Source organism: Deltaproteobacteria bacterium, assembly GCA_020845895.1.
In the GTDB taxonomy this organism is placed as follows: Bacteria; Lernaellota; Lernaellaia; order JACKCT01; family JACKCT01; genus JADLEX01.
This window is the reverse complement of record JADLEX010000144.1, coordinates 1-15685: the sequence shown is the minus strand read 5'-3', so window position 1 is coordinate 15685 and position 15685 is coordinate 1. Positions and strand designations below refer to the sequence as shown.

At 65.7% G+C, this 15685-nt stretch carries 14 protein-coding genes and 1 CRISPR repeat array; of the genes, 8 read left to right on the top strand and 6 right to left on the bottom strand.

Annotated features, from left to right (window positions below; genetic code table 11):
• Positions 1-7: 7 nt before the first annotated feature.
• Genes IT350_19740 through IT350_19725 form a run of 4 tightly spaced genes read left to right on the top strand, consistent with a single transcriptional unit; the run spans position 8 to position 6346 of the window.
• On the top strand, positions 8-1624 hold the full coding sequence (locus IT350_19740) for a 2-isopropylmalate synthase (GenBank protein ID MCC6160294.1): 1617 nt from the start codon (positions 8-10) through the stop codon (positions 1622-1624).
• On the top strand, positions 1621-2700 hold the full coding sequence (locus tag IT350_19735; protein MCC6160293.1) for a 3-isopropylmalate dehydrogenase: 1080 nt from the start codon (positions 1621-1623) through the stop codon (positions 2698-2700). The genes IT350_19740 and IT350_19735 overlap by 4 nt, the downstream gene beginning before the upstream one ends.
• Positions 2697-4304 (top strand): citramalate synthase, encoded by a 1608-nt coding sequence (locus IT350_19730; protein MCC6160292.1) that lies wholly within the window; start codon positions 2697-2699, stop codon positions 4302-4304. Before IT350_19735 ends, IT350_19730 begins: the two co-directional genes overlap by 4 nt.
• The gene (locus IT350_19725) at positions 4301-6346 is read left to right on the top strand and encodes a bifunctional 3-deoxy-7-phosphoheptulonate synthase/chorismate mutase (GenBank protein MCC6160291.1); all 2046 of its coding nucleotides are present in this window, start codon (positions 4301-4303) and stop codon (positions 6344-6346) included. Before IT350_19730 ends, IT350_19725 begins: the two co-directional genes overlap by 4 nt.
• Here IT350_19725 and IT350_19720 read toward each other — a convergent pair.
• Together IT350_19720 and IT350_19715 are read right to left on the bottom strand one after the other, a co-directional pair.
• Positions 6343-6825, bottom strand: coding sequence for a hypothetical protein (locus IT350_19720; protein ID MCC6160290.1), 483 nt, complete (start codon positions 6823-6825; stop codon positions 6343-6345). The two genes, IT350_19725 and IT350_19720, sit on opposite strands and share 4 nt — an antisense overlap.
• Positions 6826-7020: 195 nt before the next feature.
• On the bottom strand, positions 7021-7449 hold the full coding sequence (locus tag IT350_19715) for an Hsp20/alpha crystallin family protein (GenBank protein ID MCC6160289.1): 429 nt from the start codon (positions 7447-7449) through the stop codon (positions 7021-7023).
• A 379-nt stretch (positions 7450-7828) separates the two neighbouring features.
• Here IT350_19715 and IT350_19710 point away from each other — a divergent pair, with 379 nt between their 5' ends.
• On the top strand, positions 7829-8071 hold the full coding sequence (locus tag IT350_19710; protein MCC6160288.1) for a hypothetical protein: 243 nt from the start codon (positions 7829-7831) through the stop codon (positions 8069-8071).
• Between the two features lie 5 nt (positions 8072-8076).
• Positions 8077-8493: a PIN domain-containing protein gene (locus tag IT350_19705; GenBank protein ID MCC6160287.1), complete on the top strand. Its 417-nt coding sequence runs from the start codon at positions 8077-8079 to the stop codon at positions 8491-8493.
• A gap of 19 nt (positions 8494-8512) precedes the next feature.
• On the opposite strand, the gene IT350_19700 is transcribed toward IT350_19705, so the two are convergent.
• From IT350_19700 to IT350_19690, 3 genes are all read right to left on the bottom strand, one after another.
• Positions 8513-9661, bottom strand: a complete 1149-nt coding sequence (locus tag IT350_19700; GenBank protein ID MCC6160286.1) for an aminopeptidase — start codon at positions 9659-9661, stop codon at positions 8513-8515.
• Positions 9662-9783: 122 nt separating this feature from the next.
• Complete coding sequence (locus tag IT350_19695; protein ID MCC6160285.1) at positions 9784-11109, bottom strand: outer membrane protein transport protein; 1326 nt, start codon at positions 11107-11109, stop codon at positions 9784-9786.
• Complete coding sequence (locus IT350_19690; protein MCC6160284.1) at positions 11106-12464, bottom strand: outer membrane protein transport protein; 1359 nt, start codon at positions 12462-12464, stop codon at positions 11106-11108. Before IT350_19690 ends, IT350_19695 begins: the two co-directional genes overlap by 4 nt.
• A gap of 205 nt (positions 12465-12669) precedes the next feature.
• Here IT350_19690 and IT350_19685 point away from each other — a divergent pair, with 205 nt between their 5' ends.
• Together IT350_19685 and IT350_19680 are read left to right on the top strand one after the other, a co-directional pair.
• Positions 12670-14172 carry a DUF21 domain-containing protein gene (locus tag IT350_19685; GenBank protein MCC6160283.1) on the top strand — a complete coding sequence of 501 codons (1503 nt, stop codon included), beginning with the start codon at positions 12670-12672 and terminating at the stop codon, positions 14170-14172.
• Between the two features lie 52 nt (positions 14173-14224).
• Positions 14225-14809 carry a 3'-5' exonuclease gene (locus tag IT350_19680; protein MCC6160282.1) on the top strand — a complete coding sequence of 195 codons (585 nt, stop codon included), beginning with the start codon at positions 14225-14227 and terminating at the stop codon, positions 14807-14809.
• A 39-nt stretch (positions 14810-14848) separates the two neighbouring features.
• Here the strand turns inward: IT350_19680 and IT350_19675 are convergent, their stop codons facing one another.
• The gene (locus tag IT350_19675; protein ID MCC6160281.1) at positions 14849-15157 is read right to left on the bottom strand and encodes a transposase; all 309 of its coding nucleotides are present in this window, start codon (positions 15155-15157) and stop codon (positions 14849-14851) included.
• Positions 15158-15198: 41 nt separating this feature from the next.
• Positions 15199-15656: a CRISPR direct-repeat array (repeat unit 29 nt; unit sequence CGGTTCACCCCCACGTGTGTGGGGAAGAC).
• Positions 15657-15685 lie beyond the last annotated feature (29 nt).

The following is a 15685-nucleotide window of genomic DNA, read 5'->3' as shown; positions in this document are numbered from 1 at the left end:
AGCCGCGATGCCCGCATCAGTTCCCGACCGCGTTCTGATCTTCGACACCACGCTGCGCGACGGCGAGCAGTCGCCGGGGATCTCTCTGAACGCCGGCGAAAAACTCGAGATCGCCGAGCAGCTCGCGCGGCTGCGCGTGGACATCATCGAGGCCGGATTTCCCATCGCGTCCGAGGGCGATTTCGCCGCGGTGAATACGATCGCGCAAAAAGTGCGCGGACCGGTGATCGCGGCGCTGGCCCGGGCGAACGACGAGGACATCCGCTGCGCGGCGCGGGCCATCGCGCCCGCCGAGCGCGGCCGCATCCACACGTTCATCTCGACGTCGGCCTCGCACATGGTGCATCAGCTTCGCAAATCGCCCGCCGAGGTGCTCGCGCAGGCCGTGCGTGCGGTGAAGCTCGCCAAAAGCCTTTGCGCCGACGTCGAGTTTTCGGCGATGGACGCGACGCGATCGGATGTCGATTTTCTGGTGAAGGTCTTTTCCGCGGCGATCGAGGCCGGCGCGACGACGATCAACGTGCCCGACACGGTCGGCTACGCGCTGCCCGACGAATTCGCGCGGCTCATCAAAACGCTCGTGCGCGAAACGAAGGGCGGGCGCAAGGTGACGTGGTCCGTGCACTGCCACGACGACCTGGGCCTCGCGGTGGCGAACACGATCGCGGGCATCGGCGCGGGGGCGCGGCAGGCCGAGGTGGCGATCAACGGCATCGGCGAGCGTGCGGGAAACGCGGCGCTCGAAGAGGTGGCGATGGCGCTTCACGTGCGCCGCGACCTGTCGGGCGTGGACGTGGGCCTCGACCTGAAGCAGATCGGCGACACATCGCGCAAGGTCAGCCGCCTGACGGGCTACCAAGTTCCACGCAACAAGGCCGTGGTGGGGGTCAACGCTTTCCAGCACGAGTCGGGGATCCATCAGGACGGCGTGCTCAAGGAACGCAGCACCTACGAGATCATGAAGCCCGAGCTCGTGGGCTACCAGTCCGAAAACATCGTCATGGGCAAGCACAGTGGACGGCACGCCTTCGCGACGAAGCTCGAAGAAATGGGCTATTACCTCGACGGCGACGCGCTCGACCGGGCGTTCCGCGCGTTCAAGGCGCTTGCCGACGCCAAGAAAACCGTGACCTCGCAGGAGATGGAGGTCATCGCCCTCGAGCAGATCGGCGACGTGCCCGACCAATTCCACTTCGAGTCGTTCTCGTCGTTCACGGGCATGGGCGTGGCCCCCATCGCGGCGGTCAAGCTGCGGCGCGGCGCGAAGATCGTCGAGGCCAACGCCACCGGCGACGGACAGGTCAACGCCCTGTGCCGCGCCATCGCCAAGGCGGTGGGTTTTCGCGGCGAGTTGCTTCGTTATCAGGTCACCGCGACCACGCAGGGCCTCGAATCCCTGGGCGAGGTCACGGTGATGATTTCCGACAAAGGCCAAGTCATGAACGGGCGCGGCATCGCCACCGACGTGATCGAGGCGAGCGCCAAGGCGTATCTCAACGCGATCAACCGCCTCTACCACAAGCGCGTCGGCGTGAAGAAAACGGCGGTCAAACCCCCCGCGAAACGAGCGACGGCCACGAAGCGCGCGGCGAGCGCGAAGCGGACGAAAGGGGCAGCGCGGTGACGACAACGCACGATGTCGGCGTGATCGGCGGCGACGGAACCGGGCCCGAGGTCGTCGCCGAGGCGATGAAGGTGATGCGCGCGGCGGCCGACCGCTTCGGTTTTGCCGTGCGTCCGCACGAGTTTCCGCTCGGCGGCGATCACTACCTGCGCACGGGCGAACTCGTCCCCGACGCGATGTTCTCCGAGATCAAACGTCTACCCGCCACACTGCTCGGCGCGGTCGGAACGCCCGAGGTCAAACCCGGCATTCTCGAAAAAGGCGTGCTGCTCTATTTGCGTTTCGAGCTTGATCTGTACATCAACCTGCGTCCCGTGAAACTCTATCCCGGCGTGCCGTGCCCGCTGCGCGAGGTGCATTCCGACGGCATCGATTTTGTCGTCGTGCGCGAAAACACCGAAGGACTCTACGTCGGCGCGGGCGGGTTCCACAAAAAGGGAACGCCCGACGAGGTCGCCGTTCAGGAGAGCATCAACACGCGCAAGGGCGTGGACCGCACGCTGCGTTACGCGTTCGAGGCGACGCGGAGTCGGGGCAAGAAGAAACAGCTCACCCTGTGCGGCAAGACGAACGTGTTGACCTTCGCGTGGGATCTGTGGCAACGCGCGTTCGACGAAATGGGCGACGCGAAATATCCCGACATCCGTCGCGAATACAACCACGTCGACGCGATCACGCTGTATTTCGTCGAGCGCCCGCACACCTTCGACGTCATTGTCACCGACAACATGTTCGGCGACATCATCACCGATCTGGCCGCGATCATTCAGGGCGGGCTCGGCGTGGCGTCGGGGGGCAACATCAACCCCGAGGGCACGGCGATTTTCGAGCCCATCGGCGGCTCGGCCCCGCCGTGGAAGGGAACCGGCGGCATCAACCCCATCGCCGCGATCGGCGCGATGAAGATGATGCTCGACCATCTCGGCGAAACCGAGGCGGGCGAGGCGGTGGAGCGCGCGATGATCCGCACGATCCAAACCGACATGACGGGACAGGCCGCCGGGCAGATGGGCATCACGACCACGCAGGTGGGCGACCGCGTGCGCGATCATCTGCTCGCGGAGGGCCGCGCATGAGCCCGCGCCGAGCCCAACCGGCGAACGATTCCGGTGAGGTCGTTCTTTACGACACCACGCTGCGCGACGGCGCGGCGCGCGAGGGCATGACGCTCTCGATGCTCGACAAGGTCAAGATCGCGCAGCGTCTCGCGAAGTTCGGCATCGCCTATATCGAGGCCGGCTACCCCGGTTCGAATCCGAAGGATGGCGAGCTGTTTCGCGTATTGCGCGACGATCCCGACGTCGCCCCCGCGCTCGTGGCGTTCGGCGCGACGCGGCGCAAGAAAACCGACGCGGCCAAGGACGAGGGCCTGCGCACGTTGCTCGCATCGGGCGCGAACAAGATCTGTATCTTCGGCAAGACGTGGGACTTCCACGTGCGCGTCGCGCTCGAAACCACCGAAGAAGAAAACCTCGCCATGATCGGCGACTCGGTGGCGTATCTGAAGTCGAAGGGCCGCGAGGTCATCTACGACGCCGAGCATTTTTTCGATGGCTTTGCGGCGAACCCGACCTACGGCAAGGCCACCCTGCGCGCGGCGGCGGATGCCGGCGCGGATTTCGTCGTGCTGTGCGACACCAACGGCGGCACCCTGCCCGGCCGCGTCGCGGACATCGTCGACGAACTGCGCCGCGACGGCTTCGCGCGCCTCGGCATCCATACGCACAACGACAGCGGATGCGCGGTCGCGAACAGCCTCGCCGCCGTCGAGCGCGGCTGCGTGATGGTTCAGGGCACGATCAACGGCTACGGCGAACGCACCGGCAACGCGAACCTGTGCACCATCGCGCCGACGCTGGAACTCAAGATGAATCGCCGGTGCCTGCCGCCGGGCAAACTCGCCGAGCTCACCGACGTGTCGCACTACGTGTCCGAAATCGCGAACCTGCACCACGATCCCTATCAGCCCTTCGTCGGCAAGAGCGCCTTCGCGCACAAGGGCGGCGCGCACGGTTCGGCGGTGAGCCGCGACGCGCGCACGTACGAACACGTCGAACCGCGGCTCGTGGGCAACGTCAACAAGTTCGTCGTCTCCGAAATCGCCGGCCGCTCGATGATTTTGCACCGCGCGTCGGAACTCGGACTGAAACTCGGCAAGGAGCAGCTCGAACACCTGCTCGGTCGCGTCAAGAATCTCGAATACCAGGGCTACACCTACGAGGCCGCCGACGCGTCGCTCGGCCTGTTGCTGCTGCGCGAGGCAAAGCTGCTGCGGCCGTATTTCACCGTGGACGCCTACGACATCCACCTGCACCGGCGCACCGAGCGCGACATGCTGGTCGACGCGACGGTCAAGGTGCGCGTGCGCGGCAAGCGCTACGTCACCGCCGCCGAGGGTAATGGTCCGGTCAACGCCCTCGACAACGCGCTGCGAAAATGTCTCGAACCCGCGTTCGAGGAACTGCGCCTCATCTCGCTGCTCGACTACAAGGTTCGCGTGCTCGAAGGCGCCGACGGCACCAAGGCCGTCACCCGCGTCCTGATCGAAACCGGCGACGGACACACGACCTGGGGCACGATCGGCGTGAGCGAAAACGTCATCAAGGCCAGTTGGGACGCCCTCTACGACGCCATCGTCTGGGGCCTTTATCAGCATCGACGAAACGGAAAACGCCCATGAACGGTCTGGAGGATCTGCGCCGCGAACTCGACGAGACGGACGACTCGCTGCTCGCCGCGCTCGAACGGCGCGTCGGGCTCGTCGAGCGCGTCGCCGACGCCAAGGCCCAGTCGCCGGCGGCGCTGCTGCGTGACCGCGATCGCGAAAAAGAACTGCTCGCGAAGCTCGAAAAAAAGGCGCGTGATCGCGGCTTGAATCCCTACTTCGTGCGGCGCATTTTTCACGACATTCTCGAATACTCGATCGACGACCAGCAGCGCCATCTCGCCGCGCGCGCGCAGGGCGAATCCGCCTCGCTCGTCAAGGTCGCGTTTCAGGGCGTCGAGGGCGCCTACAGCCATCTGGCCGCGAACAAGTACTTCGGCGCGAAGTCGGGCGCGTGCGCGTTCATCGGCTATCGCGGATTCCCCGAGGCCGTCGCCGCGTGCGAGGCGGGCGATGTGGACTTCGTCGTGTTGCCGCTCGAAAACACCATCGCGGGCAGCATCAACGCCACCTACCGCCTGCTCGAAACCTCGTCGCTCGTCATCGTCGGCGAGGAAGTCTGGCGCGTCGAACATTGCCTGATCGGCATCGAGGGGACGCCGCTCGGGCGTATCCGTCACATCGCGTCGCACCCGCAGGCGCTGCTTCAGTGCGGCGAGTTCCTGGATCAAATGCCGCAATGCACGATCGAGAGTTTCACCGACACCGCCGAGGCCGTGCGCCGGGTGAAAGACACGCAGGACGTCACGCACGCCGCCATCGCGAGCGAGGAGGCCGCGGCCGTCTACGGTCTAGCCGTGCTCAAGCGCGACATCGCCGATCAGCGCGAAAATTTCACCAAGTTCGTCGTCTGCGCGAAAAAGGCCGTGGCATACGACCGGCGTATTCCGTGCAAGACCTCGCTCGTGCTCGTCACCGATCATTCCGAGGGCGCGCTGCTCGCGTGCCTGCGTCCGCTGCACGACGCGCACGTCAACATGGTCAAGCTCGAAAGTCGCCCGCTCGCCAACACGCCGTGGGAATACCAGTTCTACATCGACGTCGAGGGCCACGCGGACGACCCGCGCATGACGGCGGCGCTCGACGCCATGCGGGAACGCGCCCGCGTGCTCAAGGTGCTCGGGTGTTATCCCATCCGCACCAAGGGCTACGAGGGCGTGGAGCCGGTCGTCGAGATCGCCGCGCCGTCCGAGCCCGCGCCCGTCTGTGAAACGCCCGCGTCGAAACCCGGCAAGCCCAAGCCCTATCGGCTCGCCGCGCGTGAGGCGGGACGCCGCGACACGCAGATCAAGATCGGCAATGCCCTCTTCGGCGGCGGCGCGTTCGCGCTCATCGCCGGGCCTTGCGCGGTCGAGAGCCGCGAGCAGATTTTCGAATCCGCGCGCATCGTGCGCGAGGCCGGCGCGTCCATGCTGCGCGGCGGCGTCTTCAAGCCGCGCTCATCGCCCTATTCGTTTCAGGGCATGGGGTGGGAAGGGCTCGAGCTGCTCGTCGAGGCGGGGCGCAAATTCGTTCTGCCCATCGTCACCGAAGTGCTCGACCCCGGCGATGTGCAGCGCGTCGCGCAGCAGGCCGACATGCTCCAGATCGGCGCGCGCAACATGCAAAACTTCGCGCTGCTGGCCGAGGCCGGGCGCTGCGCGCGGCCAATTCTTCTCAAGCGCGGCATGATGTCGTCGATCGAGGAGTTGCTGCTCGCCGCGGAGTACATCCTCGCGGGCGGCAACACGCAGGTGATCCTGTGTGAACGCGGCATTCGCACGTTCGAAAACGCCACGCGCAACACGCTCGATCTTCAGGCCGTGCCGGTGCTCAAACGGCTCACGCACCTGCCCGTGATCGTCGATCCCAGCCACGCGGCGGGCGAGCGCGACATCATCGTGCCCATGGCGCTCGCCGCCAAAGCCGCGGGAGCCGATGGGCTCATCGTCGAGTCGCACCCCGACCCCGACACCGCGCTGTGCGACGGCCCGCAGGCGCTCACCACGCCGATGCTGAATGAGCTGGCGGCAAAACTCGCGGCGATGGACAAGACGCTCGAAAGGACGAGCGCTTAGGGCGCGTCCTTTTCCGCGGGACCGAGGTCGAAGACCTCGCGCAGGTCGCGGGTGCATTCGCGCAGGTCCTTGCAGTCTTTCGCGTCGCGCGCGCAGGCGGCGAACTCGGCGGGCCACAGCCCTTCGGTGCATGGGTCGAGGCACAGCGCCTTGCATCGACCGATGTGGGAAAACGGGCCGATCAGACACTCGGCCGCGCGCGGACACCAGTCCTCGCAGTGCGCGCGGCAGGCCGCTGCGTCGGCGCGCCATGTCGGCACGCCCATGACCGCCTCGCGCCAGCGCGATTCCAGCGCCGAGCCCGCGAACTCGAAGGGCCGCTGTTCGGCCTCGTCCTCGACCGTGCGTTCGCGAGGGGGCGCGACGTCGTCCGGGCGGCGCGGATCAGCGATCGGCGTGTCCGCGCCGCACGCGGCGAAGAGCGCGCAACCGACGCAGATCGCGCCGACTCCCGCGAGAATTCGAAGAAAACTGCGCAAGGCACACCGCTTTTGGAAACCGCGCGTATTGCGCCCGACGCCGCAACCGCTGTCAAGCGCCGTCATCCGGCGCCAAGCGCGTCGGGGGAAGTCGAACCGATCCCAAAACGAAACCCCGGCCGACGGGCCGGGGCGCGGTCTATGGAGACGGACCGGGCGACGAACCGGCCCGGCCCGAATGAAGCCCAAGGTGCGTCAGTGGACCTCGACCTCGATCTGCTTCGGCTTGCTGATGTCCTTCTTGCCGAGGGTGACGGTCAGGATGCCCTTGTCCATCTTCGCCGAGATCTTCTCGACATCGACCTGGTCGCCCAGGTTGAAGCTGCGCTCGAACCGGCCGTAGCGGCGCTCGACGAGGTGGAAGGTCTCCTTCTTTTCGTCGCGCTCGAACTTGTTCTCGCCGGAGATCGTGAGCCGGCCGTTCTCGACGTGGATCTTCACGTCTTCCTTCGCGAGACCCGGCAGTTCCAGCGCGAGGAAGATGTTGTCGGCGTCTTCCCACACGTTGACGCGCGGGGCGAAGGCGACGTTGGTGCGCTCGGGCGCGACGCGCTCGAACCAGTTGTCGAAGAGTCGGTCGAAAGCGGTGGTGGGGAAGGTTTCGTTCCAGCGGATGAGGGTCATGGCGTGCCTCCTGCGTTGCGTGTTGTGTTGCTCGTGAATGTCCGAATGTTCCGTTTATGTCCCGGCCCCGTCGTCACGGGGGCTGTGTTCTCCGTCCGAAGAAAACCTAACCACCGCCAAGGGGCTGTCAACCGCAAAAAATGATTATTCCACAACATAATCAGCATGTTACGGGGTCTTGACAGCGCGGGGAGGCGTGATTAATGGGCGCGATTTTTCGTGCGTCAAGGGGGCTGAATGAGTCGAGGCGACTCGGCGAAAGCCCAACTCGAAGTCGTGGCGACCGAAGATTTCGTCCTGACACCGTTCCGAGTTATAGTGGTGGCGGTCGGAGTCTTGGGATTTTCCCGGGAAAGGAAGCGACATGGCGCGTTCGAGGATGACGGTCGCCGTCAGCGAGGAGACGGCCGCGGAGGCAAGACGTCTCGCGGAACGGGCGGGCGTTCCGCTTTCCAAATGGGTGGAGAAAGCGGTCGAGGCGCACATTCGAGTTCAGTCCGACAGCGAAAAGAGTCGCCGGAACAGGTCTTTCCGACGCATTCGCACTCGCCTGAAAAAGGGCTACGACCTCGGCACGGCCGGCTGCGCAACTTGGACCCGGGAAGAGTTGCACGAGCGTTGACAGAAATGGAGTTCGTCGACGCCAACATCCTTGTCTATGCCCACGACGCCGGAGCCGGACGAAAACGGGACTTCGCCGCTCAACTGATCGACCGCCTGATGGCTGCGGACGAAGGCGCGCTGAGCACGCAGGTTCTCGCCGAGTTTTTCGTGGTCTCCACGCGAAAGATTGCGTCGCCCATCACCATCGCACTGGCGAAGGAGATCGTCCGGGATTTCGGCGATTGGCACGTTCACCGCCCGACCGCCGACGACGTGCTGAGAGCGATCGAGATCTCCGAGCGCAACCGCATCCACTTCTGGGACGCGATGATCGTGCGTTCCGCGCAGGCGATGGGCGCGTCGGTGCTGTGGACCGAGGACCTGCAAGCGGACGCGCGGTTCGGCGACGTCCGCGTGCGGAATCCCTTCGCTGTCCGCTAGATGCTCGGGCCTCGCCTCTTCACTTCCCGCCGTTCTTCTTCAGGTACGCCTCGGCCTGCTTGCGTTCCTTGGGCGGATTGAGGTCGAGCAGATCCTTGTGGACGAAGACGCCGTTCTTCTGGATCGTTTTGCCGTCGAAGAGGATCTCGCCGTCACCGACGAGGATCTTCACCAGATCCCAGTGCACGGCCGATCGGTTGCCGTTGTCGCATTCGTCGTAGGCGCGGCCCGGCGTCAAGTGGATCGAGCCGAAAATCTTTTCGTCGAAGAGGATGTTGCGCATCGGCTTGCGGATGTTGGGGTTGGTGCCGATCGACCACTCGCCGATGTAACGCGCGCCCTCGTCGGTATCGAGCACCTCATTGAGCGCCTTCGTCATCGGCCCGCATTCGGCCTTCACGATCTTGCCGTTCTTGAATTCGAAATAGACGCCGTCGAATTCCTTGCCCTGGTAGATCGACGGAGCGTTGTATTTGATGTGGCCGTTCACCGAATCGCGCACCGGCGCGGTGAAGACCTCGCCGTCGGGGATGTTGCGGTCGCCGAAGCACGAAATCGCCGGCATCCCCGCGATCGAAAACGTCAGGTCCGTGTCGCTCGCCGTGATCCGCACTTCGCGCGTGCGTTCCATGAGCTTCGCGAGCTTCGCCTGCCGCCGCTTGAGCGCGGCGTAGTCGTAGATCGTCGCGCCGAAGTAGAAGTCCTCGAACTCCTCGCGGCTCATCTTCGCTTCCTGCGCGGTGGCGTGTGTGGGAAAGATCGTCACGACCCATCGCGTGTGGTTGACGCGCTGGTCGAGGATCGGGTGCATCACCTTCGAGCGCTCCGAAATGTTGCGCTGGTCGGCGTTGGCGAACACCATCGAGTTGTCCGAGCCGCGCACCGCGATGTAGCACGTCACCTTCTTCATGAAGTCGAGCTTGTGCTGGGGGAACCACGCGATCTGGCGCTTGTCGGCGAGGTTGTAAAAGTCGCGCGTGATTTCCTGATCGATGAACTCGTAATCCACGCAGTCCGCGCCGCGCAGCAGCGCCAGCTTGTGGATCTCCTTGACGAGCGGCAGCGTGTCGACACCGATCGCCGTGATCATGACGACATCGCCGCGTTTGACCTTGCAGGAGTAGTCGACGAGCACCCGGGCGAGTTCGGAAAGGCGCGGATCCTTCATGGCAAAACCCTCTTTGGCGGGAAAAAACGAACGGCGAAAATCGGCGAGGCCGACGCGCGTCGCACTCCACCATATCCGCTCGGGGGCGTCAACAAAATACGCCGATCGGCGGGGCGGATGCCCTAAAATTTCGCGGTGATCGACGCGCCGAATCCGGGGACGTATCCGCCGAAAGTGTAGTCGCCGACCGGGTCGTCGTCGGACGATTTCTCGACCGTTTGCTCCTGGAGAAACATCACGCGGCCGTAAGTGTTCAGGCTCCACTCGTCGATGGCGTCGAGGGGGTCCTTCGCCGTGAATCCGACGCCCACCGAGACCGTGTTCGAGGTGGTATCGACCAGATTCGTGGGGCCGTGCTGATGCGGGGCGGGTGTGGGCGAATAGATGTAGCCGCCGCGCACGGCGAGCGTCGCGCCGGGTCGCTCGATCGGCCGACCCTCGACACCGAGGGCCGTGACGAAGATGTCGTGGAAGTTCGCGGATTCGAGCGGCGGCTGGCGCTCGATTTCGACGATCTGGCCGAGCCCGCCGTCGATGCGCAGTTTCAGCCGCACCGTGGGGTCATGGTACTGCGACCACTGTCGCCACGTCTCGTCGAGTGTGATGGTCGTGCGCGGGAGTGCGTCGAACGCCACGCCGAGCGCGAACATGCGCGGCGAAAAGTGCGAGTAGCTGCGCGCGATGAGCGTGATCTCCGACTCGGCCAGCACGTTCCAGCGGTTGTCCTCGAAGACGCCGAGTTCGGGCACGTGGATGTTGTTGGGCAGGTCGAGCTTCACGTCGGTCTTTTCGCGATAGCAAAATCCCACGCGCCACGCGGGGGAGGGCCGGCCCCAGATGCCGACGATCGGCCGCGCGATGAGCTTGAGTTTCGTGTCCAGCGATCCGGCGGAGGGCTCGTCCTCGCGCAGCGTGAGATCGACGCCGCCCGTGTTGTCGCCGACCACCGAGAGCCCCGCGCCGAGACCCAGACGCCCCTCGATGATCTCGTAGCCGCCGCCCGCGTTGACGACGAGCACGTGGTTGTCGTTCGTGAACATCACGTACTGCGCCTGCCGTCGGGGCAGCATCTGAAAGCGGATCACATGGTCGTCGGGAAGGAACACGTTGGCGCCAAAGGCCAGGCGTCGCCCGGCGAGACGCTGCGTGAGAATCAGGCCGAATTGCACGCCGGAGTTTTCGTCGGAATCGATGTCGCGATCGGCGATGCGCAGGCGCGGCGACGCGTGGTGGTAGGCGAGTTCGATGTCGAGCCCGCTCATCTGAATCAACGCGCCGGGATTGTGGTACAGACCCGCGATGTCGTCGGAGACGGCGGTGTACGCGCCGCCCATGCCGATCGCCCGCGTGCCCGCGCCGAAGGTGTCGAAGGGGTTCGCGGACGCGTTTGTCGCGACGCCGAACGCGGCGAGAAGAATCGAGAGCCCGATCGCGCGGCGCATCCTCATGGCGCGATCCCCTCGATGTCGAACGAAGCGGTGAACGACACGCCCGCCGCCCAGAGCGCGCCGCCGACGCCAAGCTTCGGGTAGCCGGGGTTGTCCGCGTCCACGCCCGAGTTCTTTTGGAACTTACGCGGCACGACCGCGTGGTATTGGCCGCCCACATCGACGCGCGACGCGCGGCCGTCGGCGTCGCGCCAGCCAATCGCGACGCCCGCCGCGCCCACGTGCCGGTCGCCGTCGAGGTAGTTCGTCTCACCCGTCTGCGCGGGCACCGGCGACGGCTCCCACGCGTAACCGGCGCGAGCCCGGGCGTCCCATCGATCGCGCGAGACGAACGTCCACTCGCCGCCGGCGCGCACGCTCGTCGTGTCGTGAAAGTCCGGGTCGATCGATTGCGAATCCTGAAACGAAATCGGCAGGATCGGGATGGTGAACTCGGCCTGGATGTCGAGATTCGGATCGGGATACTTCGACCACTCGAAGTGGATCGCGTCGATCTCCGCGGTCCAGCGCGGCGCGACGTGCGCGAACCCGACGACGTAGTGGCGCGGCGTGTAGAGGCTCGTGGCGCGAATGCCGACTTCGAGCGGGATGTCGCCGATGTACGAGTTGACGGGGATCTCGTAGGTCGTCGCGAATTTGTCGCGGAACACGAACGCGAGGCGCACGTCGGGCATCGCTTCGAACCACGCGGCGGGCGAGAGAATCAGCCCCGCGATCGGTGAAAAGGTGGTGGTGAGCTCCTCTCCAACGGTCGCGTCCACGCGCCCCGCGGCATCGACCGTCGCGTCGATCTGGCCCGACGTGTTGTCGTAGAACTGCGTCCCGCCGCCGATCGCCACACCACGAATCGGGAGGATCGAGAGAGCGGACACCGCCGCGAGGCTGCGCCCGGCGTTTTGCTGCAACACGTATTGCGGTTCGGTGGGATACGGCACCAGCAGGTCGAGCACGACGCCGTTGGGAAAGAAAAACCCGACGCCGAACGCAATTCGGTTGCGCAGCGCGCCGCGAAACGGAAGCGGGATCGTCGCACCCAGCGACAGCCCCTGCGTGGCGTCGTATTCGGGATCGGGAGCGTGCGTGGCGCGCAGATTCGCGTCGGCGTAGAGATACCCCGCCCCGGCCAGTGGCCGCGTTTCAAATGTCATCGCCGCGGGATTGAGATAACACGCATCGTAGCCGCGCCCCCAGGCGACGGCGGCGTTGGCGACCGAGATGGACGACGGAGCGAGACCGTAGGTGAACAGCGCGTCGGCGCGGGCCGAAGGCGCGGCGACGCCCCACGCGACCGCGATCGCGAACGCGCAAAGAATCCCCATGATGGCGCGCCCACGGGCGCGCTCCCCGGTCGGCACCGGCTCTCCTTCGATCAGGCGATTCGGATCGGCAAATTTCTGGAACGACGGATTATTCGCAAGTTATTCCGTGTTGTAAACGGGCGTGAACACCCACTTCGAGCCCGATATCACGGTGCGTCCTCGCCGCGTCGACTCGAGTACCGCGAAAATTCCTCGTCCGTCGGCAGAAACTGTGGCACTCTAGAGACGCCTCCAATTCGGGGTGGGTTTGCTGATCGCGCTGTGGATCGTTTCGATTCTGGTGCTGCTCGCGCTCAATGCGTTTTTCGTGCTGGCCGAGTTCGCCATCGTCAAGGTTCGCGCGTCGCGGGTGGAGGAGCTCGTCGCGACGGATGATCCGCGCGCGAAAACGCTCGCCCTCATCCGCGCGCATCTCGACGAGCACCTGGGCGTATGCCAGGTCGGCATCACGCTCGCCAGCGTGGCGCTGGGCATGGTCGGCAACGAGGTGGCCGAGGCCATCGCCGGACCGCTGCCGCACGCCGCCGCACGCAACGCCGCGGGCATCGCCGTGTCATACGTGCTGGTGTCGGGCTCACACATCGTGCTGGGCGAACTCGTACCCAAGTCGATCGCGATCCGCGTGGCCGACGCCGCCGCCCTGTGGACCGCACGCCCGCTGCGCTTTTTCCGCGCTTTGTTTTTCCCCGCGCTGTGGCTGCTCAACACGCTCTCCGTCGCCATCGTCGGCCTGATGCGTCTGCCCCGCTCGGGCGAGGAACACCATAGCGAGGAGGAACTGCGGATCATCCTCGACGACTCGCAGGAGCAGGGGCTGATGTCGTTTCGTCGCCTGCTCTTCATGGAAAACGTCTTCGATCTCGGCGCGCTCGCGGTGCGCGACGCCATGCGCCCGCGCGCCCAGGTCGTGTGCCTCGACGCGCGCGCCCCATGGGACGAGAACCTGCGCATTGCGCGTGCGGCGCGGTTCACACGCTACCCGCTCCTCGAGGGCGACTCCGAGCGCCCCGTCGGGTTCGTGCATCTCAAGGATGTGCTGCTGAATGCAAACGGCGCGCCCGATCTGGCGGCGCTGGCGCGCCCGGCGATTCGCGTGACCGAATCGGCGCGGTTGGAGACGCTGCTCGCGGAGATGCAACAGCGGGGCATCCACACCGCGTTGGTGACGGACGACGCGGGGCGCTGGTCCGGCCTCGTCACGCTCGAGGACGTGATCGAGGAGATCGTGGGCACGATCCGCGACGAGTTCGAGGACGAGGAGACGATCCGCCTGTCCGACGTGGTGACCGCCGCGCACGTGCACATGGGCATCGAGGCGGATTCGCCGGCCCAGGCGGTGGCTGCGGCGCTCGCGCGCATGAGTGCCGCTGCGCTGCCGCTGCCCGCGGACCAGATTGTGCGCGCGGTGGCCGATCGCGAACGGCAGATCGGCACCTACGTCGGCCACGGCATCGCCATGCCGCACGCGCGGCTCCCGGGCATCGCACGGCCCTTCGCGCTGATCCTGCGCAGCGAGGGCGGCGTGCCGTGCCGGGGTTCCGGCGAGCGGGCGCATCTGTTGTTCGTGATGCTCACGCCCGCGGGTCAGCCGCGCGTGCATCAGCGGCTGCAATCGGGCATCGCGCAGCTTCTGCACGACAGCCGCTACGTCACCGAGCGCCTGCAAACCGCGACGACGCCCGAGGAGATGCTCGACGTCATCCGCGTGGGCGAACAGGCGTCGCTCGTGACCGAGGGCGGTTGATCTCATCGCCGTTCGCGGCCAAACTGCGCCGACTTTTTCGACGGAGCCCGCCGTGCTGCCGCCGCTTCCCAAACTTGTCGCCCTCGATCTCGAAGCCACGCAGTTTCGCGGGCGCGCGCACGTGGTCGAGATCGCCGCCGTGCTCGTGACCGAGGGACGCATTGATCGCGTGTTCGACACGCTCGTTGATCCCGGCTGCCCGATCGATCCGCACACGCAGGCCGTGCACGGCATCTCGAACAACGACGTGAAGGGCGAGCCGGCGTTTCCCGAGGCGTGGACGACGCTCGGGCCGATGCTGGACGGCGCGGTGGTGATCGCGCACGGCGCGTCGAACGACGCCGAGTTCATCCGGCAGGAGATCGTCCGCCATCATCTGGAGCCGCCGACGGTGGAATGGTGGTGCACGCTGCGCATGTCGCGAAAGCTGCTGCCCAAGCGCTTCGAGGGGTTCTCTCTCGCGCGGCTCACCGAAGACCTGGGCATCAAGGCCGCTCCCACGCACAAGGCCATCGACGACACACGGGCGCTGTACGAGCTGTATTCCGCGCTCATCGAATTCGCCGTGCAAAAGGAGTTGACGTGGGACGCGGTGCGCGAGATCGCCCGCGCCAAAGGCCGCCACTGGCCGTGGTGACGCGGCCCTCCGTAGTGTCCCCCCGAAGTCGAGACGGATTTACGCGGCCATAAGTTTGATCCATTCGGCTTCGACCTCGCACGGCGTTCGGTAGTCGATCGCCGAGTGGATACGATCCTCGTTATACCAGCGTATGTATCGGTCGATGGCCTCGTGGGCCTCGGACCAGGTGTCGTAGCTGTTGGGCCAGATTTCTTCTTCCTTGATCGTTCGGATGACACGCTCGACGAAGGCGTTGTCGTCGGGCGCGTCGTAGCCGGTGTATTGCCCGCGCACGCCGCGGGCCCCGAGAAACTCGACGAAATGCCTGGAGCAGGGCTGCGAGCCGTTATCGCTGCGCACGGTCAAGAGCCTGTCCCGGATTCCGTTGAAAGTTGAAAAGGGAACGGCTGTTCACCCCCACGTGTGTGGGGAAGACTTTGCCCGTCCATCGCCGAAACGGTGACAACCCGGTTCACCCCCACGTGTGTGGGGAAGACTTGGGGGAATACGGGATTGAAGGCCCCGCCGCCGGTTCACCCCCACGTGTGTGGGGAAGACGCCCCGATTGTTGGGGTTGAGCCTCCACACAGCGGTTCACCCCCACGTGTGTGGGGAAGACATCCCCGGCGGCGTATCCATGTCCGTCACCAACGGTTCACCCCCACGTGTGTGGGGAAGACGGCGTCGGTCGCGACGCCGGATTCGAGCTTCGTCGGTTCACCCCCACGTGTGTGGGGAAGACGCCCGGGCGCGCGTTGGGGGTGTAGATCTCCACCGGTTCACCCCCACGTGTGTGGGGAAGACACGACCATCGAAGACCGCATCGCCGATGCGGTCGGTTCACCCCCACGTGTGTGTGGAAGACGGCCGCGCGAGCAGAACAACGCGCGGAGT